Genomic DNA, 25,796 nt, shown 5'->3' with positions numbered 1-25,796 from the left:
ATGCGCATCGACAGGGAGCGCTACGCGCGCATCTACGGACCGACCGCTGGCGACCAGATCCGCCTCGGCGACACCGATCTGTGGATCGAGATCGAACAGGACCTCACCGTCGGCGGCGAGGAGGCCGTGTTCGGCGGCGGCAAGTCCATCCGCGAGTCGATGGCGCAGAGCACGTGGTCGCGGGCCGACGGGGCCCTCGACACCGTCATCACAAACGCGATCATCCTGGACTGGTGGGGCATCGTCCGCGCCGACGTGGGCATCCGCGACGGGCGGATCGTCGGGATCGGCCGCGCCGGCAACCCCGACATCGCCGACGGCGTCGACCCGCGCCTGGTGATCGGGCCCTCGACCGACGTCATCTCCGGAGAGGGACGCATCCTCACCGCCGGTGGCATCGACTCCCACGTGCACCTGCTCTCGCCCTCGCAGATCCATGAGGCGCTCGCCGCGGGCATCACCACGATCGTCGGCGGCGGCACCGGTCCCTCGGAGGGGTCCAAGGCCACCACCGTGACGCCGGGTGCCTGGCATCTGGAGCAGATGCATCGCTCGCTCGACCGGCTGCCGGTGAACGTGCTGCTGCTGGGCAAGGGCAACACCGTCTCACGCGCCGCGTTCGAGGAGCAGGCGCTCGCCGGGGCCGCGGGCTACAAAGTGCACGAGGATTGGGGCTCGACCCCCGCCGCGATCGACGCGAGCCTGCAGGCGGCCGAGGACTGGGGGCTGCAGGTCGCCCTTCATAGCGACTCGCTCAACGAAGCGGGCTTCGTGGAATCCACCATCGACGCGATGGCCGGGCGCAGCATCCACGCCTTCCACGTCGAGGGCGCCGGCGGTGGGCACGCGCCCGACATCCTCTCGATCGCGAGCCTGCCGTACGTCATCCCGGGATCCACGAACCCGACGCTGCCGCACACCGTGAACACGGTGGCCGAGCACCTCGACATGCTGATGGTCTGCCACCACCTCAACCCGGGGGTGCCGGAGGACCTCGCGTTCGCGGAGTCGCGCATCCGGGCCACCACGATCGCGGCCGAGGACATCCTGCACGACATGGGGGCCATCTCCATCACGTCGTCCGATGCCCAGGCGATGGGACGCATCGGCGAGGTCATCACGCGCACGTGGCAGGTCGCCCACGTCATGAAGGCGCGGCGCGGGAGCCTCGGCATGAGCCTGCCCGCCGACAACGAGCGCGCGCGTCGCTACGTGGCGAAGTACACGGTCAACCCGGCCATCGCGCACGGTATCGACCACGAGGTCGGGTCGATCGAGGTCGGGCGTCTCGCCGACCTGGTGCTGTGGGACCCGCGCTTCTTCGGCTTCCGTCCCGCGGTCGTCATGAAGGGCGGCGGGCTCGTCTGGGGTGCGCTCGGCGACCCGAACGCCTCGATCCCCACCCCGCAGCCCGTGCTCATGCGGCCCTCGTTCGCGGATGCCATCGGCGCGACGCTCTCGGTGTCGTTCGTGTCGCCGCACGCGCTCGCCGCCGGCCTCGAAGAGCGGCTCGGCCTGTCGCGCCGCCTCCTGCCGCTGAAGTCCACCCGCGAGGTGGGGAAGGCCGACATGCGCAACAACGACGCGCTGCCGCGCATCGACATCCGCCCCGACACGTTCGACATCAGCATCGACGGCGAGAAAGTGGAGGAGGCCCCTGCCTCCGCGCTCCCGCTCGCTCAGCTCTATCAGCTGTTCTGATGGCCTCCGTCGCGCCCCTGTTCGCCACGCTCCTGCTGGCCGACGCCCGCCTGCCCTCGGGCGGGCACGCGCAGTCCGCGGGTGTCGAGCCGGCGCTCCTGGCCGGTCTCGACCCCGCGGAGCTGCCGGCGCTGCTGCGGGCGCGCGTCCGCACGACGACGCTCGTGGAGGCGGGCACGGCGGTGGTGACGCTCGCACAGCATCGCGCGGGTGCCGATCTGGACCCCGTCGAGCGGGCCTGGGAGGCGCGCACGCCGAGCGCCGCCCAGCGCGACGCGTCGCGGTTGCTCGCACGCGGCTACCTCCGCGTCGGGGCGGAGCTGCTGCCCGACGAGGGCGCGCTCGCGGCGTGGCGACAGCGGCCGGTGCCGCCCCCGCGCCCGTGCGTGCTCGGCGTCCTGGCATCCGGTCTCGGCATCGGCGCGGGCGAGCTCGCGCGCGTCGTCGTCTACGAAGACCTGCAGGCCGCGACCGCGGCCGTGCTCAAGCTCGAACCCCGCGACCCCCTCGAACTCGTCTCGCTCGTCACCGCGGTGTGCGCCGAGGTCGACGACCGCCTCGACGAGGTGGCATCCCTCACCGATCCGTCCGACATCCCCGCGGCATCCGCGCCGCAGTCCGAAGCGTGGGCCGAAGCCCACGCCCGATCCCGTAGGAGGCTCTTCCGTGCCTGAGAACACCCCCACCCGCGCCCTGCGCCTCGGCGTCGCCGGTCCCGTCGGCACCGGCAAGTCCTCGCTGATCGCGACCCTCTGCCGGGCGCTGGCCGACGAGATCCGCATCGGCGTCATCACCAACGACATCTACACCGACGAAGACGCCCGCTTCCTGCGCTCGGCCGGCGTGCTCGATCCGGAGCGCATCGTCGCCGTCGAGACGGGGGCCTGCCCGCACACGGCGATCCGCGACGATCCCACCGCCAACCTCCTCGCCGCCGAAGACCTCGAGCGCGCCTTCGCTCCGCTCGACCTCGTCGTGATCGAGTCCGGCGGCGACAACCTCACGGCCACGTTCTCGCCCGCGCTCGTCGACGCGCAGATCTTCGTGCTCGACGTCGCCGGCGGCGGAGACGTCGCCCGCAAGGGCGGCCCCGGCATCGCCCGCGCCGACCTGCTCGTGGTGAACAAGACCGATCTCGCGCCGTACGTCGGCGTCGACGTGCCCCGCATGGTCGCCGACGCGACCGAGGCCCGCGACGGCCGCGTCGTGCTGGCGCTCTCGCGGACGGATGCCGACTCCGTGGCGACGCTGAAGAGCTGGGTGCTGTCGATGATCGCCGCGCATGTCGACGGTTCGCACGTGCCGCAGGACCCGGGCCCGATGGCGCCGCACTTCCACGCCGACGAGGACGGCGAGGGCTACCTCCACGTGCACGACCACGAGGGCGGCGATCGCGCGCACTCCCATTCGCACGACGACCACGCGCACCCGCACGACCACGCGCACCCGCACGACCACGCGCCCGCCGGGGCGCTCGGGTGAGCACGACGATCGTCGAGGTCGCGCCGCGCGGTACGGACGCGGCGTACTCCCTCGCGGGCGAGCTCATCGTCCCGCGCCTGGTCGCGCGGCGCCGCCGCCGGGTCGAGGTCGCCCTCGTCGCGGGGCGCGCGATGCTGCTCCCCGGCGATCACGTGCACCTCGACATCCGCGTGGGGGAGGGGTGCACGCTCGACCTGGTCGACATCGGCGGACTCGTCGTCTACGGCCGGCCCGACCTCGGCGACGAGCCCTCGGGCTGGCACGCGGCCATCACCCTCGCCCCCGGGGCGCGCCTCACCTGGGAGGGACTGCCCACGGTGGTCACCGCCGACGGGGAGCTCCTGCGCTCGACGGTGCTGCGGTTGTCATCCGGATCTTCGGTCGCTCTGCGCGAGACGCTCGTGCTCGGGCGCACAGGGGAGTCCGGGGGGCGTCTGTCGTCCGACCTGGATGCCACGGATGCCGCGGGGCCCCTGCTGCGCGAGACGCTCGAGGTGCAGGGCGACCGGCCGGAGCCCGGGGTGCTCGGTCGAGCCCGCGTGATGGACAGCATCGTGGTGCTCGGCGAGCGACTCGGCCCGGTGGACGAGACGGGCATCGCGCGGCTCGATCTCGCAGGCGAAGGCACCACGCTGCGCCACCTCGGCGACGCGGCGCACCATAGCCCGTTGGGGGAGCTGTGGCGCGCCGCCGTCGCTTCACGACGCGACGAGGAGGTGCTGGCGTGCGCCGGCTGACTCCGGCGGCGCGCGGCGTGCTGCTGACCATCGTCCTCCTGCTCGCCGTCAGCTGGACCCTGATGGCGCTCGTGCTCGTGCCGAGCGAGGCGTCGCTGGGGACGACCACCGCGGGGGTGGGGATGGCCGTCACGGCGTTCCTGCTCGGGGTGCGTCACGCCTTCGACGCCGACCACATCGCCGCCATCGACAACACCAGTCGCAAGCTGACCGACGACGGCAAGGACCCCTCGGGGGTCGGCCTGTGGTTCGCGCTCGGGCACTCCACGGTCGTGGTCGTGGCCGTCGGCCTCGTCACCGCGGGAGTAGGAGCGCTGACCTCGCAGCTCGGCTCGGAGGAGTCCCCGCTCGCCGCCGTGACGGGGGTGTGGGGGCCGACGGTGTCGAGCGTGTTCCTGCTGGCGATGGCCGCCGTGAACCTGGTGATCCTGGCGGGACTGATCCGCGGGAGGAGCGCCCGTCACACCGCCGGCACCGGGCCGGTGTCGCTGCTGATCGGTCGCCTGTCGGCGACCCTCGACGCCCCATGGAAGCTGTTCATCGTGGGCCTGCTCTTCGGGCTCGGCTTCGACACCGCCTCGACCATCGCGATCCTCGTGCTCGCCGGTGGGGCCGGCGCCGCGCTGCCGTGGCAGGCGGCGATGGTCGTGCCGCTGCTGTTCGCGGCGGGGATGGCGGCGTGCGACGGGCTCAACAGCATCGTCACCGCGCGGATCTACCGCTGGTCGACCGATCGTCCGGGCCGGCGGCGTCGCTACAACATCGCGCTGATGTCGATCTCGATCACGGTGGCGCTCGTGGTCGGCGTCGTGGGCATGTGCGGCGTGCTGGTCGACGTGGTCGGGGTCGGCTGGGCGCCGGCGCGGGCGGTCGCCGCGACCGATCTCGACGTGTTCGGCTTCGTCATCGTCGCCGTGCTCCTGCTGGCGTGGGCGGTCAGCTGGGCGATGTCGCGGCGGCGGCGGGACGTGTCGTTCGGCTGAGCCGGGTGTCGGGGTGCATCCCGTCCGCCGTCTCGCGGACCCGCACGCCGCGGCCCGCCATCACGCATAAACACGATTCGTGCGCAGAAACATGCTCTCGGCGTGTTTCTGCGCACAGTTCGTGTTTATGCGGGGCGGCCCTCCCTGCCGGCAGCGCGCGACACGGCTCTCACCCGCGGGCGCGGTGCCGCCGCACGGCGGCGCGGTTGGCGCAGCGCACCGAGCAGTAGCGCTGTCGGCCGTTGCGCGTGACGTCGACGATCACGTTCGTGCACGGGGTGGCGGCGCAGCGGCCGAGCCGGTTCATTCCGCGGGTGACCAAGTGCAGCGAGGTGCCGACCGAGATGACGGCGGCGAGCACGCGGGGGAGGGCCGCGTCGCTGTCGCGGTAGTGCAGGTGCCAACCTTCCCCGTCGTGATCGGTCAACCTCGGGTAGGCCGTGACCGCGGCCATCTGCGCGTTCAGCAGGGCGGCGCGTTCGTCGGGATCGGCGGCGTCCACCACCCGCAGCCAGTCGTCGATGACGGCGCGGGTGCGTTCGTGATCGTCGGATGCCACGGGGAAGGTCATCGTCATCCCCCTCTCCCGCGTGCGCCGCTCGATGCCCTCGCGGTCGGCCGGCCAGTCGTTCGCGAGCGACGCGGCGAGGAGCACGGCATATTCACCGTAAGGGTTGAGATGCACACGTGCATTACAGCACGTGGATACCCGCCTGTCTTCCGGACCTCCGCGCAACGCGGCGCACTGCGCGCCGCGAAATGGCGCTGGCGTGCTCGCGCGCGTCGCTGCTCAGCGCTCCAGGAGCGCGTCGAGAACGAGGAAGGCCGCACGGAAATCGGCGCGCAGCCGTTGCTTGTCGGATTCGCTGCAGAACGCCATGTCGATCCCGGCGAGCGCGATGCGCTTCGCGTCCTCGGCGTCCAGACCGAGGGCGGTGAGGCCCTCGCGGTACTCGCGGCCGAGGTCGGTGCGGAAGAACAGGGCGTCGTCGGTCGACACCGACACCGGGAGTCCGGCATCCACCATGGTCCGGATGCGGTGGCTCTCGTCGAGCGTCCAGCCCGAGCAGATCGTCGTCGACCACGGTGTCGTGGCGAAGCCGATCCCTCGCTCCTGCGCGAGGGCGAGGATGGAGGGGTCGTCGACGACACGGTATCCGTGGTCGATGCGGTCGCAGCCGAGCACCTCGATCGCCGTGCGCACGTTCTCCGGGCTCGCCGTCGGCGTCTCGCCCACGTGCGCCGTGCGCCGCAGGCCATGCGCGCCGGCCAGCGCGTAGGCGTCGGCGAAGCGCAGCGGATCCTCGGTGTTCTCGGGCGTGAGGTCGTCCTGCCCGATCCCGACCACCTCCGGGCGGGGGTGCGCGATCATCTCCCTCACGAGATCGACGGCCGCCTCCGCCGACTCGCGGCGGTTGATCGCCACGACCACGCGGAACCCGACACCGAAGTCGCGCTCGGCTCGCGAGAGTCCCGCGATCACCGCGTCGACGACCTCCGTGTACGACAGAGGCGTCGCGTGATGGGCGAAATACTGCGGGTTGACGTAGTACTCGCGGTAGCGCAGGTTCCCGTCGGGCACCGCGTCCTCGACGCCCTCCCAGGCCACGCGGGCGATGTCGTCGGGGGTGCGCAGCACCTCGTGGGCCACGCGCCACCCGCGCAAGAAGTCGACCAGGTCGGCGAAGTCGAACAGTCTCTGGATGTCATCGGTCCACAGCGGTACGCCGTATCGCGTGGCCAGCTCGTGGAGCGTGGCCGCCCGGATGGTCGATGTCAGGTGGCAGTGCAGCTCGGTCTTCGGCAGCAGCTGCAGGTAGTCGGGCAGCGAGATCATGCGTCGTCCTTCCTCGGGTGCACGTCGACGCCCTGCGTCACCACGACAGGCTCGGGAGGGCCGGCCCGCGCTCGAGCCGGCTGAGGAACGGGTGCGGCAGTGCCATGGCATCCGCCGGCTGGTCGAGCGTCATGGCACGTGCGTGGCGGATGCCGAGCCGTCGGTTCGCGACCGACTCGTCCGCGTCGACCCCGATGCCGGACGCGCAGGACGAGGCCATCGCGCTCAGTCGCCGAGGATGACGCCGTGTGCTGCGGCGTACTCGCGCACCTCGGCGACGTACGCGTCACGACGCGCGGGAGTGAGCCACGACGCTTCGAAGGAGTTGATCGCGAGCTGGGCGAGGTCAGCCGCCTCGAGCCCTGCCTGCTTCGCCAGCGCGACGTAGTTCTCCGCCACGTACGCGCCGAAGTACGCCGGGTCGTCGGAGTTCACCATGACCCGGACGCCCTCGTGCAGAAGTCCCACGATCTCGTCGGCCTTCATCTGACTCGTCACGAACGAGTTCGACACCGGGCAGGTGGTGAACCCCAAGCCGCGCTCCTTGGCGAGAGCGACCAGTGACGGATCCTCGACGATGTTCGTGCCGTGATCGATGCGGTCCACCCCGATCTCCTCGATCACCGCGCGGATGTTGTCGATCGAGCCGACCTGATCGATGTCGCAGTGCATCGTCGTCAGGAAACCCTCGGCCTTGGCGCGGGCGAAGACCTCGGCGAACTTCGCCGGCGGGTTGTCGCGCTCGTCCGAGTCGAGGCCCACGCCGAGGATCCACGCCTTGTACGGCAACGCCTCCATGAGCGTGGCCATGGCGTACTCGGCGGAGAAGTCGCGGAGGAAGCAGAGGATGAGCTCGGCCGAGACGCCCAGCTCCTGCTGCGCACGCAGTGCGGCACGCCGGTAGCCCGTGATGACGTTCTCGAACGGCACGCCTCGGCTGGTGTGCGCTTGCGGATCGAAGAACATCTCGACGTGGACGACGCCCTGTTCCTTCGCCTTCTGCAGGTAGGCCCAGGCGAGGTCGTGGAAGTCCTCGGCGGTCTGCAGCACGCGCATCGCCGGGTAGTACACGGCGAGGAAGCTCGTCAGGTCGGTGAAGTCGTAGGTCGCCTTCACCTCTTCGACGGTCTTCTCCGCGAGTTCGATGCCATTGCGCGCGGCGAGCGCGAACTTCAGCTCGGGCTCGAGCGTACCCTCCAGGTGCAGGTGGAGCTCGGCCTTGGGCAGGCCGAACGCGAAGGCGGTGATGTCGGTCATGGGGTGCTTCCGGGCAGGGGCGGTCGGTGCCGCCTCGGGTGGAGGAGAAATGGATGCCGCTGTCGCCGCATCCCGTGATCAGAGGCGGGCTGCCATGCCCATGCGCGCGAGCACCACGGATTCGAGGATCTGCACCAGGTTGTACAGCACGAGTGCCGTTCCCGTGACCAGGACGACCGCCGTCCAGACGGCCGAGAACTGCGCACCGGCGATATAGCCGCCGACGGCTCCGCCGATGCCACCGCCCACCGCGAGCCATTCGGCGAGCAGAGCTCCCGTGATGGCGCCCGGCACCGAGATGCGCACCGCCGCGAAGAATTCGGGCAGCGAGTTGGGCAGGGCGACCTTGCGCAGGCGCGTCCAGGCGCCCCCGCCGTACACGGTGACGAGGTCGTTCATCTGCGGCGTCGCGGACTTCAGACCGAAGACGATGTTCACCAGTGCCGGGAAGAGCACGACGATGCCGCCGATGACGGCGACGGAGGCGAAATCGCGTCCGAAGATGAGGATGATCACGGGCGCCATCGCCACCAGCGGCACCGAACGCAGGAGCATCGCGAGCGGCATGAGCGCGTGCTCGACACCCTTGCTGAGCTGGAAGACGGTCGCAACGACGAGGGCCACGAGCAGTCCGGCGCCGAAGCCGACGGCGGAGTGACCGATGGTCACCCCGAGCTGACCGAAGAGCTGTGCGCGGTTGGCCTCGGCGGCGGGGACGGTGAACAGGAAGTTCCAGACGTCCAGGGGTCCCTTGCCGACGTAGGTCGACACCCCGAACAGGGCGAGCGCACCCACCCAGATCACGATGACGGCGATGATGGTGAGGACGAACGTCAGCAGACTCCGCCCCAGCGCCTGGCGGGTCGCGCGTCGCGTCGCCCGGCGGATGTCGGCGGACAGATCGGAGCGCGGACCACCCGGAAGCGGCGGCGTGGCACGTCCGGCTTCGGACAGCTGCTGCTCGGAGGCGGGCGTGCTCAGCGAGGCCACGGCGGCATCGGTCATCGATTCGTTCCCTTCGACCAGGGCGCGACGGCCCGCGAGATCAGCCCCAGGAGTCCGTAGCCGGCGAGGGCCACGGCACCCGAGACGAGGGCGATGTCCCACACGCGCGGGGCATTGAGCGCCTGCTGCGCGGCGATCATCGCCGGACCGATGCCGACGGTGATCTTGCCGAAGAACTCGCCCAGCACCGCACCGAGGAAGGCGGCGGGCACGGCGATCTGCAGCGCGTTGAGGATGGCGGGCAGCGCGGCGATCAGTCGCACCTTGCGCAGCTGGGTGAGCCGGGAGCCGCCGTACACGGTGATGACGTCGAGGCTCGCCCGGTCGGCGGCCTTGAGGCCCAGCAGGGCACCGACGACCGTCGTGAAGAAGCAGCTGAGCGCGGCGAGGAAGATCGCCGTCGTCGACAGCTGCCCCGGCTGGGGGAGCGGCGCGATGACGATGAGGATCAGTCCCAGGGCGACGATCGGGATGCAGTACGTGATGATCGCGATCTGCATCACCACCCCCTCCAGGCGCGGCACGACGAGCACGAGCGCGGACAGGAGGAGGGCGAGACCGTTGCCCCACAGGTAGCCGGTGCCCGCCTCGGCGAGCGTGACGCTGAGGTTGCGGGCGTAGAAGTCCCACCCGGTCGCCCCGAATTCGAGGACGACCTGCAGGGGGGTCGGGATGGCCTGGACCCCGCCGGGACCGACGTTCGAGAACACCGTCGCGGCGAGGATCCACCACAGCAGGACGATCGCCACGCCGCCGATGAGGCCGGTGACCCATGCCGGGAGGCGCACGTCCTCCCACTGGATGGCGCGGCCCTTGCGGACCTCAGTGGTCATCGGTGGCGGCGCCCCCGACGCCGAAGAGCAGTTCGGAGGCCTGGTCGACGTACGCGTGGAACTCGGGCGTGCGCATCATCTCGGGTGTCCGCGGCCGCGGGAGGTCGATCTGCATGACCTCCTTGATCCGACCGGGGCGCGGGCTCATGACCGCGACCTGGTCGGAGAGGAAGATCGCCTCCGAGATGCCGTGGGTCACCAGCAGCGTCGTCGCGGGCTTCTCGGTCCAGATGCGCAGCAGCTCGAGGTTGAGCTTCTGTCGCGTCATGTCGTCGAGAGCGCCGAAAGGCTCGTCGAACAGCAGCACCGACGGCTTCATGATGAGCGACCGCGCGATCGACACGCGCTGGCGCATGCCGCCGGACAGCTGTGCGGGCTTGGCCTTCTCGAAGCCCTTGAGCCCGACCAGCTCGATCATCTCGGCGACGTACGCCTTGTCGACGGGCTTGCCGGCCACCTCGAACGGCAGCTGGATGTTGGACTGGACGCTGCGCCACGGCAGGAGCGCGGAGTCCTGGAACGCGATGCCCAGCTCGTTGCCGCGACGCAACTCCTTCGGGCTCTTGCCGTCCACCCGAGTCGTGCCGCTGGTCGGGTCCTCGAGTCCGGCGAGGATGCGCAGGATCGTGGACTTGCCGCACCCGGAGGGGCCCAGCAGGGCGAGGAACGTGCCCTTGTCGGTGTGGAGGTTCGCGTCTTGGAGCGCGGCGACGCTCTTGCGTCCCACGCTGAAGACCTTGTTCAGGCCGGTGATCTGGAGGCCGGTGCCCAGGCTGTTCGCCTGGGCACCGGTCTGGAGAGCCGTATCGGTCACGATGGCTTCTTCCCGCGGGGTCGTCAGCCCGCGTAGTTCTTCAGGTCGGGGTTCTCTTCGTAGACCTGCTGCAGCAGGCTCAGGTCGAACAGCTGCGACGCCTCGAGCGTGAGACCGGCGTCGGCGAGGCTCTTGACCGTCGCCTCCTGCAGGTCGGCGCTGATGGAGAACAGGCCGTTCTCGGCGGTCTCGTCGGAGACGATGAGCTCGTTCTGCGCCTTCGCGCCGGCGAGGGAGTTCTGCGGGTTCAGGTCGAGGTCCTTGCCGTACTCCTCGACGGCCAGGCGCGAGCCCTCCTCCGGGTCCTTCAGCGCGTCGGTCCAGCCGCGGATCTCGGCCGCGAGGAACGCCTTGAGCTTCTCGGGCTCGTTGGCGATCGTCTCGTCGGTCGCGACGAAGGTCTCGGCCACGAACGGCAGACCGTTGTCGGCGAACGGGAGGTTGCTCACCTCGAGGCCCTGCGCCGCGACCGTGATGGACTCGTTGGTCAGGTACGCCATGAAGCCGTCGACCTCGCCGTTGACGAGCGGCGCCGGGTCGTACTGCACGGGCACGATCGTCAGTTCGCTCGGGTCGACGCCGTTCGCCTTGAGGAAGGCGTTGAACAGCGACGTGTTCGAGTCCTGGATGCCGATCTTCTTGCCCTTGAGGTCGTCGACGGTGGTGATGTCGCCGCCGCTCTTGAGGGACAGGATCGTGAAGGGGTTGCGCTGGAAGGTCGAGCCGATGATCTTCACCGGGGCGCCCTCGGACGCGACCGCCGAGCCCACCGAGACGGCGTCGCTGAGCGCGACGTCGGCGCTGCCCGAGAGCAGCTCCGCGACGCCGGTGGAGGGGCCGGGGACGAGGTTGACGCCGGAGAAGCCGGCCTCGGCGAAGTAGCCCTTGCTGTCGGCGAAGTACTCTCCCGCGAACTCCTCGTTGAGGATCCAGCTGAGCTGAAGGGTGAGATCGCCGTAGCCCTCTGCGGAGGTGTCGGCGGACTCGCCGCTCGAGCCGGACCCGCCGGCGCAGGCGGTGAGGGCGAGGGCGGTGAGAGCGACCCCGGCGAGGGCCGCGACGACGCGCTTCGCGCGTCGGGAGGAAAGGAACGTCATCTGCTGTGTCTCCAGTAAGCCTTGGTGCTTCATGGGTGAGGGTGCGGCATCCCGAATACGCGATGCCAGCTGGTCCGACGCTACGAGATGTAGATTTCATGAACACTGGAGTGGCATTTCGAGGCCGTTACGCGGTTCGGACTTTCGGCCGGTCGGCGTCGTGACGACGACGCCTGCTGTAAGGGTTGAAGTGCTCAACGGCGTGACATCACGCTGGTTCCATGACTGCGCCTCGCCCTTCTTCCCTCGCCGTCGCGGCAACCGCCCACGAGCACGCCTGGCGCACCGAGTCGATGCATCTCACCAGTGAGGGGCGCGTGCGGTATGTCCGCTGCACCGGCTGCGCCGCACGTCGTATCGACCTGGACGCGCCCGTGACCGCGCCGCCGACTCCGCTCACCCGCACGCTCGGCTGAGGCCTCGGCGGTCCCGGCATGGCGCGGTGGCGTCGAGGCGGCCCGTCGGCGGAGGACGTCTGCCACGTCCGTCTCCCGTCCTCCACAGCCCACGACGGCGCCCCGGCCTCCACCGACGGATGCCGGGGCGCCGTCGGTGTCGGTACCCCGGGTTACCGTGGTGGGGTGACATATCCCGGCGCTGCACCAGAGTCATACGCCGACGTGACGCCCGAGCCGTACGACATCCCCGACGACCCGTACGCGGGCGCTGTGTGGGATCCCGATGAGATCGCTCCGCCCGACGACTTCGACGCGCCCCCGCCGCCCGTCGACCCGTCGTCGCCGTTCGCTCGCGCGGTCGCGGCGACGGGTACCGCGCGCGAGCTGCCCGCCGTGCGTGACTTCACCGGCCGCGACCCGCGAGAGGTGCTGCACGAGGTCTACGGCTACGACGCGTTCCGCGGCGATCAGGCCGACATCGTGCAGCACGTCGTCGCCGGCGGCGACGCGGTCGTGCTCATGCCGACGGGCGGCGGCAAGAGCGTCACGTACCAGGTGCCGGCGCTGGTCCGCCCGGGCACGGGGCTCGTCGTCAGTCCGCTGATCGCCCTCATGCACGACCAGGTCGAGGCGCTCATCGCCAGCGGTGTCCGCGCGGGCTACCTCAACTCCACCCAGGCGCCCGCCGAACGCCAGGCCGTCGAGCAGGCGTACCTCGCCGGCGAACTCGACCTGCTGTACGTGGCGCCCGAGCGCCTGAACGGCGCGCAGACGCTCGCGTTCCTCGCCCGCGGCCGCCTCAGCGTCATCGCCATCGACGAGGCGCACTGCGTATCGCAGTGGGGTCACGACTTCCGCCCCGATTACCTGGCCCTCGGCGACCTCGCCGACCGCTTCCCCGGCGTCCCCCGCATGGCCCTCACCGCCACGGCGACCCCGGCCACCGCGCAGGAGATCGTCGAGCGCCTGCGTCTGCGCGACGCCCGCGGCTTCGTCGCGAGCTTCGACCGGCCCAACATCCAGTACCGCATCGACGCCAAGGTCGACCCGCGGCGTCAGCTCGTGCAGTTCATCAAGGGGCAGCCCGAGGGCTCGGCCGGCATCGTCTATGCGCTCAGCCGCAAGAGCGTCGAGCAGATGGCCGCGTACCTCTGCACGCAGGGCCTCGACGCCCTGCCGTACCACGCGGGTCTCGACGCCTCGGTCCGGGCGGCGAATCAATCGCGGTTCCTGCGCGACGACGGCGTCATCATGGTCGCGACCATCGCCTTCGGCATGGGCATCGACAAACCCGACGTGCGCTTCGTCGCCCACATCGACCTGCCCAAGTCGGTCGAGGGCTACTACCAGGAGACGGGGCGCGCCGGCCGCGACGGCGACCCCTCGGTCGTCTGGATGGCCTACGGCCTCGGCGATGTCGTGCAGCAGCGCCGCATGATCGATCAGTCGCCGGGCGACCGCTCGTACAAGCTGCGCCTCGGCCAGCACCTCGACGCCATGCTCGCCCTGTGCGAGACGGTCGGATGCCGGCGGCAGAACCTCCTCGACTACTTCGGGCAACGCTCCGTACCGTGCGGCAACTGCGACACCTGCCTCACGCCGCCCGACACGTGGGACGGCCTCATCGCCGCGCAGAAGCTCCTGTCGACGATCGTGCGGCTCCAGCGAGAACGCGGGCAGGCCTTCGGTGCCGGACACCTGATCGACATCCTGCGCGGGGCCAAGACCGAACGCATCGCGCAGCAGGGCCATGACCGCCTGACGACCTACGGCCTGGGCGCCGATCTGAGTGAACAGGACTGGCGCAGCGTCATCCGCCAGCTGCTCGCCCGCGGCATCATCGTCGCGCAGGGCGACTACGGCACCCTCGCCCTCAGTGAGGCGTCGGCCCCGGTGCTGCGGGGCGAAGCGGCCGTTCCGCTGCGCCGCGATGTGCTCGGCCGCGCGGGCGGTGGTGGCGGGGGCAGCCGCCAGCGCACGTCTCGCGCAGACGACGTGGCACCCGACGACCGCGATCTGTTCGAGGCGCTTCGCGCCTGGCGGGCCGAGAAGGCGCGCGAGCAGGGGGTGCCGGCGTACATCGTGTTCGGCGATGCCACGCTCCGCGCCATCGCGGCCGCCCGGCCCGCCTCCGTCGGCGATCTCGACGGCATCACCGGTATCGGCGCGAAGAAGCGCGAGGCCTACGGCGACGGCATCTTGACGGTCGTCGCCGCCAACTGAGGTCGGGCTGCCGGCGACCCGCCGGCCGGGCTACCCGCCGTCGGCCACCGCGCTCGCCTGCCCGCTGGCCGGACTGCCCGCCGGCCGCTGCGCCGAGAACAGGGGATGCCACGAGAACAGGCCGGATTTCGCTCAGACGCGCTGTTTTCGTGGCATTTCCCTGTTCTGGTGGCGCCCGCGGATGCGCCTGCCTGCTGCCGGGCACCCGCCCGGGCTACCCCCGGCCGGGCTACCCACCGGCCGTGCCACCCGCCGCGCCCGAATTGCCCGCGGGCCGGACTGCCCGCCCGCCGCTGCGCCGAGGACAGGGGATCGCCACGAGAGGAGGGCGGATTTCGCGGCGGTTTCAGGCGGTCAGTGCAACACCGTTGTCTGGTGGGGTTGAGAGTAGTCGTTCAAGGGCTTCGGTGGGGGTGGCCCAGTCGAGGGTCATGCGGGGGCGGTCGTTGAGTTGGGTGGCGACGTAGTCGAGGTAGTCGGCGGTGTAGCCGGAGAGGTCGGTGCCTTTGGGGAAGTATTGCCGGAGCAGGCCGTTTGTGTTCTCGTTCGTTCCGCGCTGCCAGGGTGAGTGCGGGTCGCAGAAGAAGACCCCGTCGCGCAGGTCGGCTTCGACGGTGATCCTGGCGTGGGCGGACAGCTCCTTGCCTTGGTCCCAGGTGATGGATCGTCGCAGCAGGTCGGGCAGTCGCCGCATTTGTTGGATCATCTGATCGGCGACAGTCTCGGCGTCTCGGCGGGCGGGCAAGTGCAGCAAGATCACGAACCGGGTGGCGCGTTCGACCAGGGTTCCAATCTGTGACAGACCGTCCTTGCCGATGATGAGGTCCCCTTCCCAGTGGCCGGGGACGGCGCGATCTTCTGCTTCGGCGGGACGGTCGGAGATCATCACCATCCCGGGGATCTTTCCTGGCCCGGCCGCTGCGGCCGCTTGACGTTGGGTTCGGGCGCGGGGCTTGCGGGTGGTGCGGCCTGAGCGCAGCGCCCGTGTGAGCTCGTTGCGTAACTCACCGCGACCCTGCACGAACAGGGACCGGTAGATCGCCTCGTGCGAGATGCGCATGCTCTCATCATCCGGGAAGTCCACCCGCAGGCGTCGGCTGATCTGCTGCGGGGAGTGTCCCAGCCTCAACCGCCGCTGCACCTCGACCCGCAGCGAGAGCTGCGAAGCGAGCTTGGATGGCTTAGGGCGCGATAGGCGCCGATCCGCGCGGCCCTGCGCGGTCGAGGGTGAGTAGAACACCGACTGGGTGGGCGGGCGCATCGTGCGTTTCGCCCGGTAGCGCGGCAGATTGCCGCGATTGCGACGCAACTCCCGCAGCACCGTCGAGGGATGCCGGCCAAGGCCCCGAGCGATCTGACGGATCGATTCGCCCCGCGCCACTCCAACAGCGATCTGCTCACGCTCGAGAAGGGTCAGAAACCGACCCGAGGGATCAGACAACGACAACGGTGACATACCGCCAGCATCCCGAAACCATCTCTCCGCACCCTGCCGCGACGCGCCCGCCGCCCCCGCCGCATCCGCCGTCGACAATCCCGCCGCGATACCTCGCCAAAACTCCCGCTTCACACTCCGCAACACACTGAACACCGCCCACCCCCTCAATCAGGGTGTTGCACTGACCACTTGAGTGCGCCCGCTCAGACGCCCTGTTTTCGGGGCATTTCCCTGTTCTGGTGACAGCAGCGCGCACACCTGCCCGCCACCGGGCACCGCGCCCGCGCGTCGAGAATGTTGACCGTCCACAACGACTTGGCCCCACGTCGCCCGACCGCGTTGTGTCGATTTCACACAATGATTGTCGAGTCATTGTGGAACATCTACCGTTATGGCATCCGTTCCCGTCGAAAGGTGACGAAGATGACCGACGCCGCCGTCCGTCCCACCACGCCCGCCATGAGCACGCGTACTCCCGTCGGCGGTGCGCCCACCGCCGCCCACACGGCCGCCGAGGCAGCCGAAGCCCGCATCGACACCGAGCGGGTCACCGACCTGCTGCTCGGCACGTGGGCCGACACTCGCCGCGAGGCGCGCGAGATGATCAAAGATCCCGCGCTGTGGCGCGACGACAGCCTCGGCATGGACGCCCACCGCGAGCGCACCCTCAGCCAGCTGCACCTGCTCGTGCAGAACAAGGCCGTGCACCGGGCCTTCCCGAAGCGTTTCGGCGGCGAGGAGAACAACGGCGCCAACATCGCCGGCTTCGAAGAGCTCGTCGCCGCCGACCCCAGCCTGCAGATCAAGTCGGGCGTGCAGTGGGGGCTCTTCGGCTCCGCCGTGCTCCAGCTGGGCACCGCCGCGCACCACGAGAAGTGGCTGCCCGGCATCATGAGCCTCGAGATCCCCGGCGCCTTCGCCATGACCGAGACCGGTCACGGGTCCGATGTCTCGGCGATCGGCACGACCGCGACCTACGACCCCGACACCGAGGAATTCGTCATCCACACCCCCTTCCGCGGGGCATGGAAGGACTACCTCGGCAACGCAGCGCTGCACGGCAAGGCCGCGACGGTCTTCGCCCAGCTCATCACCCAGGGCGTCAACCACGGCGTGCACTGCTTCTACGTGCCCCTGCGCGACGACGCCGGTGACTTCCTGCCCGGAATCGGTGGCGAGGACGACGGTCTCAAGGGCGGCCTGAACGGCATCGACAACGGTCGCCTGCACTTCGACCACGTGCGCGTCCCCCGCACGAACCTGCTGAACCGCTACGGCGACGTCGCCGCCGACGGCACGTACTCCAGCGACATCGCCAGCCCCGGTCGCCGCTTCTTCACCATGCTGGGCACGCTCGTCCAGGGGCGGGTCTCGCTCGACGGCGCGGCGGCGTGGGCGTCGGCCATCGGTCTGACCATCGCCATCACCTACGGCAACCAGCGTCGCCAGTTCGACTCCGGCAGCGGCACGCCCGAGGTCACCCTCCTCGACTACGGCAAGCACCAGCGCCGCCTGCTGCCGCGTCTTGCGACGACGTACGCCGAGATCTTCGCGCACGACGAGTTCCTACAGAAGTTCGACGGCGTGTTCAGCGGTGCGCTCGACACCGACGCCGACCGCGAAGACCTCGAGACCCTCGCCGCGGCGCTCAAGCCCCTGTCCACCTGGCACGCGCTCGACACGCTGCAGGAGTCCCGCGAAGCGTGCGGCGGTCAGGGCTTCCTGTTCGAGAACCGTCTGGTGGGCCTGCGCGCCGACCTCGACATCTACGTCACCTTCGAGGGCGACAACAACGTCCTGCTGCAGCTCGTCGGCAAGCGCCTGCTCGCCGATTACGCGCGGCAGTTCAAGGGGAAGGATGCCAAGCAGCTCGCCGCGTTCGCGGTCGGTCAGACCGCGGGCAAGCTCTTCCACGGCGCCGGTATGCGTCAGCTCGGCCAGGCCGTCAGCGACTTCGGTTCGACGGCCCGCTCGATCGAGAAGGGGCTCCGCGCCGAGCAGCAGCACGAACTGCTGACCGGCCGCGTGCAGCAGATGATCGCCGACATCGCGGGGCGGCTGCGCCCGGCATCCAAGCTCTCGCGGGAAGACGCGGCGGCGCTGTTCAACGAGAACCAGTCCGAGCTGATCGAGGCGGCCCGCGCGCACGGCGAACTGCTGCAGTGGGAGGCGTTCACCGACGCCATCAACCGCATCGACGACACCGACACCCTGCGGGTGCTCACGTGGCTGCGCGACCTGTTCGGCCTGCAGCTGATCGAGAAGCACCTCGCCTGGTACCTGATCAACGGGCGCCTGTCGACGCAGCGCGGCGCGGCCGTGTCGAGCTACATCGACCGGCTCTGCGCGCGGCTCCGCCCGCACGCGCAAGACCTCGTCGACGCGTTCGGCTACGGCCCCGAGCACATCCGCGCGTCGATCGCGACGGGCGTCGAGGACGACCGCGCAGAACGAGGCGGCGTCGTACTACGCCGAGCTCGCGGCATCCGGACATGCTCCGGTACCCGAGAAGAAGCCGACGGCCTGAGGGCGACTCGGAACCGACGCGACCGGCGAGCGGCAGCCCCGCTCGCCGGTCGCGTCACTGCAGGGCGGGTGGACACACGACGAACGGGGCGCGGAACCGGCTCGTCGGTCCGCGGGCCCGTCTGCCGACGGAGGAACGGGCGACGAACCGGGCAGGGATCCGCTCGCCGGTCGGCGAGGGTGCTCACAGCCCCAGCTGATCGAGCTTCTCCTCGTACCGCAGCTGCACATCTTCGACCTCGGCGTCATCCTGGTGCGCCCAGATCGCGTCGAGCTCGCGCCGCACGCTGTCAGGCAGGGCCGCGAATTTCTCGTCCCAGGCCGCGATCGGAGTCCAGTACCCGACGACCTTGAACCGGGATGCCGCGAGCCCGAGCTCTCGGCGGAGGTACGTGCGCGCATCGCGGAGAGCGATGGTCTCACCGGCGACCCACACGTACCCCCGGTCGAGGTCGAGGCGGTCGTCGACCGTCGCGCGCACGAGCTGCCCCAGTGCGCTCGGGCGCCGTCCGTTCCCGCCGATCACCCAGGTGATCTCGACATCGGGACCGACGGCGAGGGGCACGCGGTCGGCGTCGTCGGGGACTTCGAGCACGATCCGTGTGCGCACGCCGACCGGAGCATCCGCAGCGATCCGTGCGACAGCGGGCAGCCCGGTGAGGTCGGAGACCAGCACCTGCCACGCGATCCCGGCGGGCGGACGGTACAGGCCGGTCGGGGAGTTGAGGCCGAGCACGTGGCCGGGCTCCGCGCGGGCCGCCCAGGGGCCCGCGACCCCGGCGGCGTGCAGCACGAAGTCGATGTCGACCTCGCCGGCATCCGGTCGCACGCCGCTGATCGTGTAGGTGCGCATCGGCGCCTCGGGGGCGCCCTCCGGCGTCTCCCACCAGTCCTCCGTGGGCACCGGCAGCGAGACCTGAGTCGGGTCGTCGCCGTGCGGGAAGAACACGCGCACGTACTCGTCTCCGATGCCGGTGCTGACGAACTCCCGGATGCCGGGTCCTCCGAGGGTCACGCGGGTCAGGGTGGGCGACAGGGGGGTCGTCCGGAGGACGACGCCACGGTGGATCTTCACGGGTTCTCCGTTTCGTCGGGCTCACGCGGAGCCCCAGCGGGGGTGGGGGAATCGGTTTCGTGCTGCGTCTGGATCTCCCAGGCGCGCCGGTAGGGGCCTTCGGTCGCGAGGAGCGCGGCGTGCGTTCCGCGCTGCGTCGCGCGACCGTCGGCGAACACGACGATCTGTCGGGCCGTGGCCGCCTGGGGCAGACGGTGCGCGATGAGCAGCGCCGTGCGTCCCCGGCAGAGCGCGGTGAGCGCGCTCTCCACGGCATCCCGGTGATGCCCGCCGATCTCGGCTGTCGCCTCGTCGAGGATGACCACCACCGGGTCGGCGAGGAGAGCACGTGCGATCGCGAGCTGCTGGATGCGCCCCTCGTCGAGCGGGACGGCCGCGGAGACGGACGGATCCCCGTGAGGGCCTGTCTCGGCCTCGAGGGCGTCGACCGCCCACTCGGCTCCCGCGGACCGCAGCGCCGCGACGAGATCGGCGTCGCGCGCTCCGGGGGCGACCAAGCGCAGGTTGTCGCCGATCGTGCCGCGGAAATGGTGCAGCTCCTGGGAGAGGTAATACGGACGCACGGTGCCGGGGGAGAGGTGCACGCTGCCGACGGTCGGCGGATAGTGCCCGGCGACGACCCGCGCGAGGGTGCTCTTGCCCGATCCGGAACTGCCGACGAGCGCCGTGGTGGTGCCGGGAGCAACGCGGAGCGTCACATCGGTGATGCCGCGGCCCGTCGTGGGGTGGAGGAAGGTCACCCCACGAACCTCGATCGCCGCGGGAGTCTCCGCGGACGCCGTCGGGGGCAGGAGGGGGGATGCCGGTGGTGCGAGGTCGATGACCCCGACGAGCCGGGCGAGACCGACCGTCGCCCGCTGGATCTCGTCGAGGCCGAAGATCACCTGGCCGACCGGCCCGAAGAGGCGGTGGAACACCAGCGCGGCGGTGGTGACCATCCCGACCGTGACGGCCCCGGCCGACTGCAGCAGGAAACCGGCGATGAGGATCGCGGACAGCCCGATGAGCTCACCGCCGTTGATCCAGCGGAACAGACGGTTCGACACCCGCACGCCCTCGACCTGCACCTCGATCGCGCTGTGGGCGCGCGCGCGTACCCGCTCGAGCGCCTGCTCCTGCTCGCCGAAGGCCGTGAGGGTCTCGATGCCCTCGACCGTCTCGAGGACCGCCTGGCTCCGCGCCGCCTCCCTCGCCCGGACGTCGCGGAACACCACGCGCGAGCGACGGAGGAAGGCCTGGGTGCCCACGACGTAGAAGGGGGCCGCGGCGAGTCCGGCGAGGGCGAGCCGGGGGTCGATCACCGCGAGCGCGATCACCGAGGTCGCGATGGCGAACGCCGCCGAGAGCAGGGTGGGGGCGACGTTCCCCCCGGCCTCGGCGACGGCTTCCACGTCGCCGGTGACCCGCGACACCAGATCGGCGGTCTCGCCGTCGTCGACGGTGCTGACCGGTAGTCGCATGGCCGAGGCGAACACGTCCTCACGGAGGCCGGCGAGAACGTCCTGCACCAGGCCGACGAGCACGCGGGCCGCGAACGAGAGGACGAGGGCCGCGGCGATCGCGCTCAGCCCGGCCAGCGCGACCACCCCGCCGATCGTGGGCATGCCGGAACCGGTCGAGACGGCGTCGACGATCCACCCGAGGGATGCGGGGAGGATGAGCGCGAGGCCGGATGCCGCGAGGTAGAGCACCCCGACGGTCACGGTCCGACCGCGGTGCCGCCGCAGCCGGGCGCCGACGACGCGGCGGACGCGGGCTGCGGAGGCGAGGGGCAGCGTGGCGCGCGACGGATCGCTCATCGGACGCCCTCCTCATCGGGGGCGAGATCGACCACCCGATCGCACGCGCCGAGCAGCACCGCCGAGGTCGTGATGACGACCGTCGTCGTGCGGTGGCCGGCGAGAGCGTGCGCGACCTGCGCCTCGGTCACCGGGTCGAGCGCGGAGGTCGGTTCGTCCAGCACCAGCACGTCGGCGTCGGCGTGCAACGCGCGGGCGATGCCGATGCGCTGGCGTTGTCCTCCCGACAGCCGGCGGCCCCCCTCGCCGACCTGCGCGTGCCAGCCCCCGACGTGCGTCACCGTGTCGTCGAGCGCCGCCATCGCGACGAGTTCCGGACACGGCGCCTCGTTCGACCCGTGACCGCGGACGGCGTCGCGCAGCGTGCCGCCGGTGACGGTCTGTCGGTGCGGGGCCGAGACCACGCGGCGGCGATAGTCGACCGGGTCGAAACGGGTGGCATCCTGAAGCACACCGTCGACCGCGAGGGCGACGGCGCCGGGCTCGAGCCGTGTCCGCAGGCCCAACCGGCGCGACAGGGCGCGCGCGGTCTCGGTGTCGGGCGGGCGGATGCCGAGCAGCTCCCCCGCTCTCACCTCGACGAGCGGGGAGCCGGACGCGCCGGCACGGAAGACCAGGACCACGTCGTCGCCGCGGACCGCCGGCCGGCCGGGGTGCGCGGCCGGTGCATCCAGCAGATCGCCGGTGCCGATGAGGTGCGCGAGACGCGTGGCGGAGGCGAGCTTGTGGATCCAGTTCGAGGGGAACGACCCCGCCTCCGCGAGATAGCCGCTGATGAACTGCGCCAGGCCGAGCACCGTGATCAGCTCCCCGATGCTGATGCGCCCCTCGGCGGCGAACCACGCCGACATCCCCGCCAGCGCGGCCGTCACGACGCCGGCGAGTGCACCGCTGACGGCCTCCGACGCGGCCAGGGAGCGGCCGGCGGCGGTCGCCGCTCGACGCGAGACGTCGCTCGCGGCGACGTAGCGCCGCACGGCCTCCTCGCGCGCCCCGATGCCGACCAGGACGCGGAAGCCGCTCATGAAGTCGGCGGCGACGGCCCCCCGCCTCGGTGGCGGCTTCCTGTTCCGCTGCACCTCGCCGCTCGATCGGGCGAGAGACGACGCGCATCACCATCATCATGGCGATGGTCGAGCCGAAGACCACGGCCGTCGCGATGGGCGAGATGACGAGCATCGCCAGCCCGGCGCCGATGATGGCGGCCATCGTCGCGCTCTGCTGCGCCACCGACCAGGCGACACCCGCGACGCGGTAGGTGTCCGAGGTGACATACGTCAGCGCTTCGCCGGGGCTGACCGCGCGTCGGGAGAGACGCGGGCGCAGCATCCGCGACAGCGTCAGGTGGCGCAGGGCCTGTTCGCCGAGGCCGTAGACGGTCACCATCAGGCGGGACGCCGTCTGGTAGCTCGTGGTGAGGATGAGGAAGGTGGCGATGAGCAGACCGACCCACAGGGCGAGTGCATCCGGCCGAGCGGGGAGCACCGCGAGGTCGATCGTGGCGCCGATCAGCACGGGGATCGCCGCCTCCGCGAGCGCGTGCGCGATGAGCAACGCGGTCGCGGCGGCCAGGGCGAGACCCCGGCCGTCCGAGGCGAGGGCGATCGCGAAGAGTCGCCGCGGTGTGTACGTCACGGCGTCCGTCGGCCGAGCGGGAGCACGAGCGGGGTCCCCGACACGGGGTCGGTGATGACGCGGCAGGGCAGGTCGTACACGGCGTCGACCAGCTCGGCGGTGATGATCGTGCGCGGGTCGCCCTGGGCCACGATCGCGCCATCGCGCATCGCCACGAGATGGGTCGCGTAGCGGGCGGCATGGTTGAGGTCGTGCAGCACCGCGACCAGGGTGGTGCCCTCCCGGTGCAGATCGGCGAACAACTCCATGAGGTCGATCTGGTGGGCGATGTCGAGGAACGTCGTCGGCTCGTCGAGCAGCAGATGCCGGGTCTGCTGGGCGAGGGCCATCGCCACCCAGACGCGCTGCCGCTGGCCGCCGGAGAGCTCGTCGACGAGGCGGCGGGAGAGATCCGTCACGCCGGTGGCGGCCATCGCGGCGGCGACGGCGTGCTCGTCGGCGCGGCTCCACGTGCGCAGAGCGCTCTGGTGCGGGAAGCGTCCTCGGCCGACGAGATCGGCGACGGTGATGCCGTCGGGCGCGATGGACGACTGCGGGAGGAGCCCGAGCCGGCGAGCGACCTCTTTCGGCTTGTACGACGCCAGCTCGGCGCCGTCGAGCAGCACGGTCCCGGTCGTCGGGCGCAGCAGACGTGCAAAACCGCGCAGCAGGGTCGACTTCCCGCAGGCGTTCGGGCCGATGATGATCGTGAAGGAGTCGTCGGGCACCTCCAGCGACAGGGCCGAGACGATGGGCGTGTCTGCGTAGCCCAGGCTGATGTCGCGGGCTGTGAGCGATGTGGTCATTGAATTCCCTTCACGCGCGACGCGCGTACTGCGCGGCGAGAAGCCAGGCGAGGTAGAGGCCGCCGACGGACAGGGTCACCACGCCGACCGGCACGGCGAGGAGCTGCCCGACGGCGTCGGAGACGACGACGAGCGCGGCGCCGGTCAGCGCCAGGGGGACGGTGCCCATCGGCGTGTGGGAGCGGACGAGGCGCTGCGTGATCTGCGGGGCGGCCAACGCGATGAACGAGATGGGCCCCGCCGCGGCGGTGACGAGCGCGACCAGGGCCACGCCGAGAACCATGGCCTGAAGTCGAAGGCGCGCGGGACGGATGCCGAGAGCCGTCGCCGCGTCATCCCCCATCTCGAGCACCGGGAGGGTGCGGTTCAGCGGCAGAGCGGCCAGCGCGACCACGACGAACACGGCCGATGCGGGGAGGAGCTGGTCGAAACCGAGGGAGGCGAGAGATCCTGCGCCCCAGGTCGCCGCCATCATGGCCTTCTCGACGCTCACCGAGATCAGGATCCAGGACGTGAGGGCGCCGAGACCGGCCGAGACGCCGATGCCCACGATGATCAGCCGGAAGGACGACATCGTGTTCTTGCTCGCGAGCAGGAACACCACCAGAGCCGTGAGGAGGCCGCCGACGAGCGCGCCCGCCGCCTTGAAGGCGTAGGTGTTCAACGCGAAGACGATCATCGTCACCGTCACGCCGAACTCCGCGCCGATACCGAAGCCGATGATGTCGGGCGAGCCGAGCGGATTGCGAGTCAGCGACTGGAAGATCCCACCGGCCAGGGCGAGCGCGGCGCCGCACAGCACGGCGAACAGCACCCTCGGCAAGCGCCATTCGAAGACGACCTGACGCACGTGCGGGTCGGAGGCGGGGTCGACGACGGCGCGCAGCACGCTGGTGATGTCGAGTCGATAGGCGCCGATCGTCAGCGAGAACACGCCCACCGCGATGATCACGACGACGAGGAGGGCGCTCACGAGCACCGCGCGAACGGGGATCAGGGCGCCGAGGTGCGTCGTCTCGATCCGAAGGAGTCGACGGCCGAAGTCGACGGACGCCGCCCCGGCCGGTGCGGGGGCGGTCTCCACGGGAGGATTCTGCGAGAGGGTCATAACCCGCTCACCCGCTTGCGGCGCACGAGGAGCACGAGGGTGGGTGCCCCGAGCAGGGCGGTGACGATACCGACGCGCAGTTCGCCGTTCGGCAGTGCGATCCGGCCCAGGACGTCGGCGAGCAGGAGGAACGCGGGCCCGACGATCATCGAGTACGTCAGCACCCACCGCTGATCCGGGCCGGTGAACCAGCGGACGACGTGGGGGATCATGAGCCCCACGAAGGCGATCGGTCCGGCCGCGGCGACGCTGATGCCCGCCAGCAGGGTCACCGCGACGACCACCAGAACGCGGGTGACCCGAATGCGGGCGCCCAGCGACTGCGCCACGTCGTCGCCGAGAGCGAGCACGTTGAGCGAGCGCGCGCAGAGCAGAGCGATGGCGAGGCCTGCGGCGATGAGGGGCGCGGCCCAGGAGAGTTGATCGATCGTGCGTCCGCCGATGGAGCCGACGCCCCAGAACCGCATGACCTGCAGCGTGTCCGTGTCGCGCAGCACGATCGCGGTCGTCAGCCCGCTGACGGCGGCGCCCAGTGCCACGCCGGCGAGAGTGAGCTTCATCGGGGTGGCGCCGGAGGCTCCGAACGATCCGAGCGCGGAGACGAGCACGGTGAGAAGGAGCGCCCCGCCGAGGGCGAAGGGCACGTAAGCCCCGGGGGCCGTGAGCCCGAGCACTCCGACGGCGAAGGTGACGGCGAACGACGCACCGGCGTTGACTCCGAGGATGCCGGGGTCGGCGAGCGGGTTGCGTGTGAAGGCCTGGATGAGCCCTCCGCAGACGGCGAGCGCCGCTCCCACCACGACGCCGAGCAGGGTGCGGGGGAGGCGGAGGTCGAGAACGGTCACGTGGAGCGGGTCGTTGTCGTCGTAGGAGAACAGGGCGGCGAGCACGGTCGCCGGGTCGATCGCCCGGCTGCCCACTGCGAGCGACGCGATGACGGAGAGAACGAGCGCCACGACAGCGATGAGCACCCCGGTGAGGAGCACCCCGGTGCGGTGCGGAGACCCGGTTGCCCGGACCTCCGCACCGCCATCGAGGACGTCGGTGCCAGCATCCGTCGCGG

General features: G+C 70.8%; 22 protein-coding genes and 2 pseudogenes. 8 read left to right on the top strand and 16 right to left on the bottom strand.

What is annotated here, in order from left to right:
• The 5 genes from QE392_RS01410 to QE392_RS01390 are packed head-to-tail and all read left to right on the top strand — an operon-like array spanning position 1 to position 4,903.
• Positions 1 to 1,701: an urease subunit alpha gene (locus QE392_RS01410; protein WP_373426429.1), complete on the top strand. Its 1,701-nt coding sequence runs from the start codon at positions 1 to 3 to the stop codon at positions 1,699 to 1,701.
• The gene (locus tag QE392_RS01405) at positions 1,701 to 2,375 is read left to right on the top strand and encodes an urease accessory protein UreF (RefSeq protein WP_307446794.1); all 675 of its coding nucleotides are present in this window, start codon (positions 1,701 to 1,703) and stop codon (positions 2,373 to 2,375) included. The genes QE392_RS01410 and QE392_RS01405 overlap by 1 nt, the downstream gene beginning before the upstream one ends.
• Positions 2,368 to 3,183: an urease accessory protein UreG gene (ureG, locus tag QE392_RS01400; protein ID WP_307446791.1), complete on the top strand. Its 816-nt coding sequence runs from the start codon at positions 2,368 to 2,370 to the stop codon at positions 3,181 to 3,183. The genes QE392_RS01405 and ureG overlap by 8 nt, the downstream gene beginning before the upstream one ends.
• On the top strand, positions 3,180 to 3,920 hold the full coding sequence (locus tag QE392_RS01395; protein ID WP_307446789.1) for an urease accessory protein UreD: 741 nt from the start codon (positions 3,180 to 3,182) through the stop codon (positions 3,918 to 3,920). The genes ureG and QE392_RS01395 overlap by 4 nt, the downstream gene beginning before the upstream one ends.
• Positions 3,908 to 4,903, top strand: a complete 996-nt coding sequence (locus tag QE392_RS01390) for a HoxN/HupN/NixA family nickel/cobalt transporter (protein WP_307446787.1) — start codon at positions 3,908 to 3,910, stop codon at positions 4,901 to 4,903. The genes QE392_RS01395 and QE392_RS01390 overlap by 13 nt, the downstream gene beginning before the upstream one ends.
• 169 nt (positions 4,904 to 5,072) lie before the next feature.
• Here the strand turns inward: QE392_RS01390 and QE392_RS01385 are convergent, their stop codons facing one another.
• The 8 genes from QE392_RS01385 to QE392_RS01350 all read right to left on the bottom strand — a co-directional run bounded on the left by QE392_RS01385 (position 5,073) and on the right by QE392_RS01350 (position 11,746).
• On the bottom strand, positions 5,073 to 5,588 hold the full coding sequence (locus QE392_RS01385; protein WP_307446785.1) for a CGNR zinc finger domain-containing protein: 516 nt from the start codon (positions 5,586 to 5,588) through the stop codon (positions 5,073 to 5,075).
• A gap of 105 nt (positions 5,589 to 5,693) precedes the next feature.
• Positions 5,694 to 6,740 carry an adenosine deaminase gene (gene add / locus QE392_RS01380; RefSeq protein WP_307446782.1) on the bottom strand — a complete coding sequence of 349 codons (1,047 nt, stop codon included), beginning with the start codon at positions 6,738 to 6,740 and terminating at the stop codon, positions 5,694 to 5,696.
• 37 nt (positions 6,741 to 6,777) lie between these two features.
• Entirely contained in the window at positions 6,778 to 6,960 is a 183-nt protein-coding gene (locus QE392_RS01375) for a hypothetical protein (protein ID WP_307446779.1), read from the bottom strand.
• 5 nt (positions 6,961 to 6,965) lie between these two features.
• Positions 6,966 to 7,997, bottom strand: coding sequence for an adenosine deaminase (add, locus tag QE392_RS01370; protein ID WP_307446775.1), 1,032 nt, complete (start codon positions 7,995 to 7,997; stop codon positions 6,966 to 6,968).
• Between the two features lie 78 nt (positions 7,998 to 8,075).
• Positions 8,076 to 9,002 (bottom strand): ABC transporter permease, encoded by a 927-nt coding sequence (locus tag QE392_RS01365; protein WP_307446772.1) that lies wholly within the window; start codon positions 9,000 to 9,002, stop codon positions 8,076 to 8,078.
• Complete coding sequence (locus QE392_RS01360; protein ID WP_307446770.1) at positions 8,999 to 9,835, bottom strand: ABC transporter permease; 837 nt, start codon at positions 9,833 to 9,835, stop codon at positions 8,999 to 9,001. Before QE392_RS01360 ends, QE392_RS01365 begins: the two co-directional genes overlap by 4 nt.
• Positions 9,825 to 10,649 (bottom strand): ABC transporter ATP-binding protein, encoded by an 825-nt coding sequence (locus QE392_RS01355; RefSeq protein ID WP_307446767.1) that lies wholly within the window; start codon positions 10,647 to 10,649, stop codon positions 9,825 to 9,827. The genes QE392_RS01360 and QE392_RS01355 overlap by 11 nt, the downstream gene beginning before the upstream one ends.
• A 23-nt stretch (positions 10,650 to 10,672) precedes the next feature.
• Complete coding sequence (locus tag QE392_RS01350) at positions 10,673 to 11,746, bottom strand: ABC transporter substrate-binding protein (protein ID WP_307446765.1); 1,074 nt, start codon at positions 11,744 to 11,746, stop codon at positions 10,673 to 10,675.
• Positions 11,747 to 11,967: 221 nt separating this feature from the next.
• Between QE392_RS01350 and QE392_RS01345 the strand changes: the two genes are divergently transcribed.
• Both QE392_RS01345 and recQ read left to right on the top strand, forming a co-directional pair.
• Positions 11,968 to 12,162 (top strand): hypothetical protein, encoded by a 195-nt coding sequence (locus tag QE392_RS01345; protein WP_307446762.1) that lies wholly within the window; start codon positions 11,968 to 11,970, stop codon positions 12,160 to 12,162.
• Positions 12,163 to 12,327: 165 nt separating this feature from the next.
• Positions 12,328 to 14,367 (top strand): DNA helicase RecQ, encoded by a 2,040-nt coding sequence (recQ, locus tag QE392_RS01340; protein WP_373426428.1) that lies wholly within the window; start codon positions 12,328 to 12,330, stop codon positions 14,365 to 14,367.
• A gap of 346 nt (positions 14,368 to 14,713) precedes the next feature.
• Here the strand turns inward: recQ and QE392_RS01335 are convergent, their stop codons facing one another.
• Positions 14,714 to 15,973, bottom strand: a complete 1,260-nt coding sequence (locus tag QE392_RS01335; RefSeq protein WP_444875307.1) for an IS30 family transposase — start codon at positions 15,971 to 15,973, stop codon at positions 14,714 to 14,716.
• A gap of 255 nt (positions 15,974 to 16,228) precedes the next feature.
• Here QE392_RS01335 and QE392_RS01330 point away from each other — a divergent pair.
• Positions 16,229 to 18,332 (top strand): annotated as a pseudogene (locus QE392_RS01330) (acyl-CoA dehydrogenase family protein).
• A 183-nt stretch (positions 18,333 to 18,515) separates the two neighbouring features.
• Here the strand turns inward: QE392_RS01330 and QE392_RS01325 are convergent.
• The 7 genes and pseudogenes from QE392_RS01325 to QE392_RS01295 form a co-directional block, all read right to left on the bottom strand.
• Complete coding sequence (locus QE392_RS01325; RefSeq protein ID WP_307446755.1) at positions 18,516 to 19,406, bottom strand: siderophore-interacting protein; 891 nt, start codon at positions 19,404 to 19,406, stop codon at positions 18,516 to 18,518.
• Positions 19,403 to 21,205 (bottom strand): ABC transporter ATP-binding protein, encoded by a 1,803-nt coding sequence (locus QE392_RS01320; protein WP_307446752.1) that lies wholly within the window; start codon positions 21,203 to 21,205, stop codon positions 19,403 to 19,405. The genes QE392_RS01325 and QE392_RS01320 overlap by 4 nt, the downstream gene beginning before the upstream one ends.
• Positions 21,202 to 22,230: an ATP-binding cassette domain-containing protein gene (locus QE392_RS01315; RefSeq protein ID WP_307446749.1), complete on the bottom strand. Its 1,029-nt coding sequence runs from the start codon at positions 22,228 to 22,230 to the stop codon at positions 21,202 to 21,204. The genes QE392_RS01320 and QE392_RS01315 overlap by 4 nt, the downstream gene beginning before the upstream one ends.
• A 79-nt stretch (positions 22,231 to 22,309) precedes the next feature.
• Positions 22,310 to 22,720, bottom strand: a pseudogene (locus QE392_RS17465) (hypothetical protein); the annotation flags it as partial.
• A 116-nt stretch (positions 22,721 to 22,836) separates the two neighbouring features.
• Entirely contained in the window at positions 22,837 to 23,625 is a 789-nt protein-coding gene (locus tag QE392_RS01305; RefSeq protein ID WP_307446743.1) for an ABC transporter ATP-binding protein, read from the bottom strand.
• Positions 23,626 to 23,635: 10 nt separating this feature from the next.
• The gene (locus QE392_RS01300; RefSeq protein WP_307446740.1) at positions 23,636 to 24,709 is read right to left on the bottom strand and encodes a FecCD family ABC transporter permease; all 1,074 of its coding nucleotides are present in this window, start codon (positions 24,707 to 24,709) and stop codon (positions 23,636 to 23,638) included.
• Positions 24,710 to 24,729: 20 nt separating this feature from the next.
• A complete protein-coding gene (locus tag QE392_RS01295) occupies positions 24,730 to 25,719 on the bottom strand; it encodes a FecCD family ABC transporter permease (protein WP_307446738.1) in 990 nt (329 codons plus the stop codon).
• Positions 25,720 to 25,796: the final 77 nt, after the last annotated feature.

Source organism: Microbacterium proteolyticum (assembly GCF_030818075.1).
GTDB lineage: Bacteria > Actinomycetota > Actinomycetes > Actinomycetales > Microbacteriaceae > Microbacterium > Microbacterium proteolyticum_A.
The sequence above is the reverse complement of the archived record's forward strand: the minus strand, read 5'-3'. Positions and strand labels throughout refer to the sequence as shown.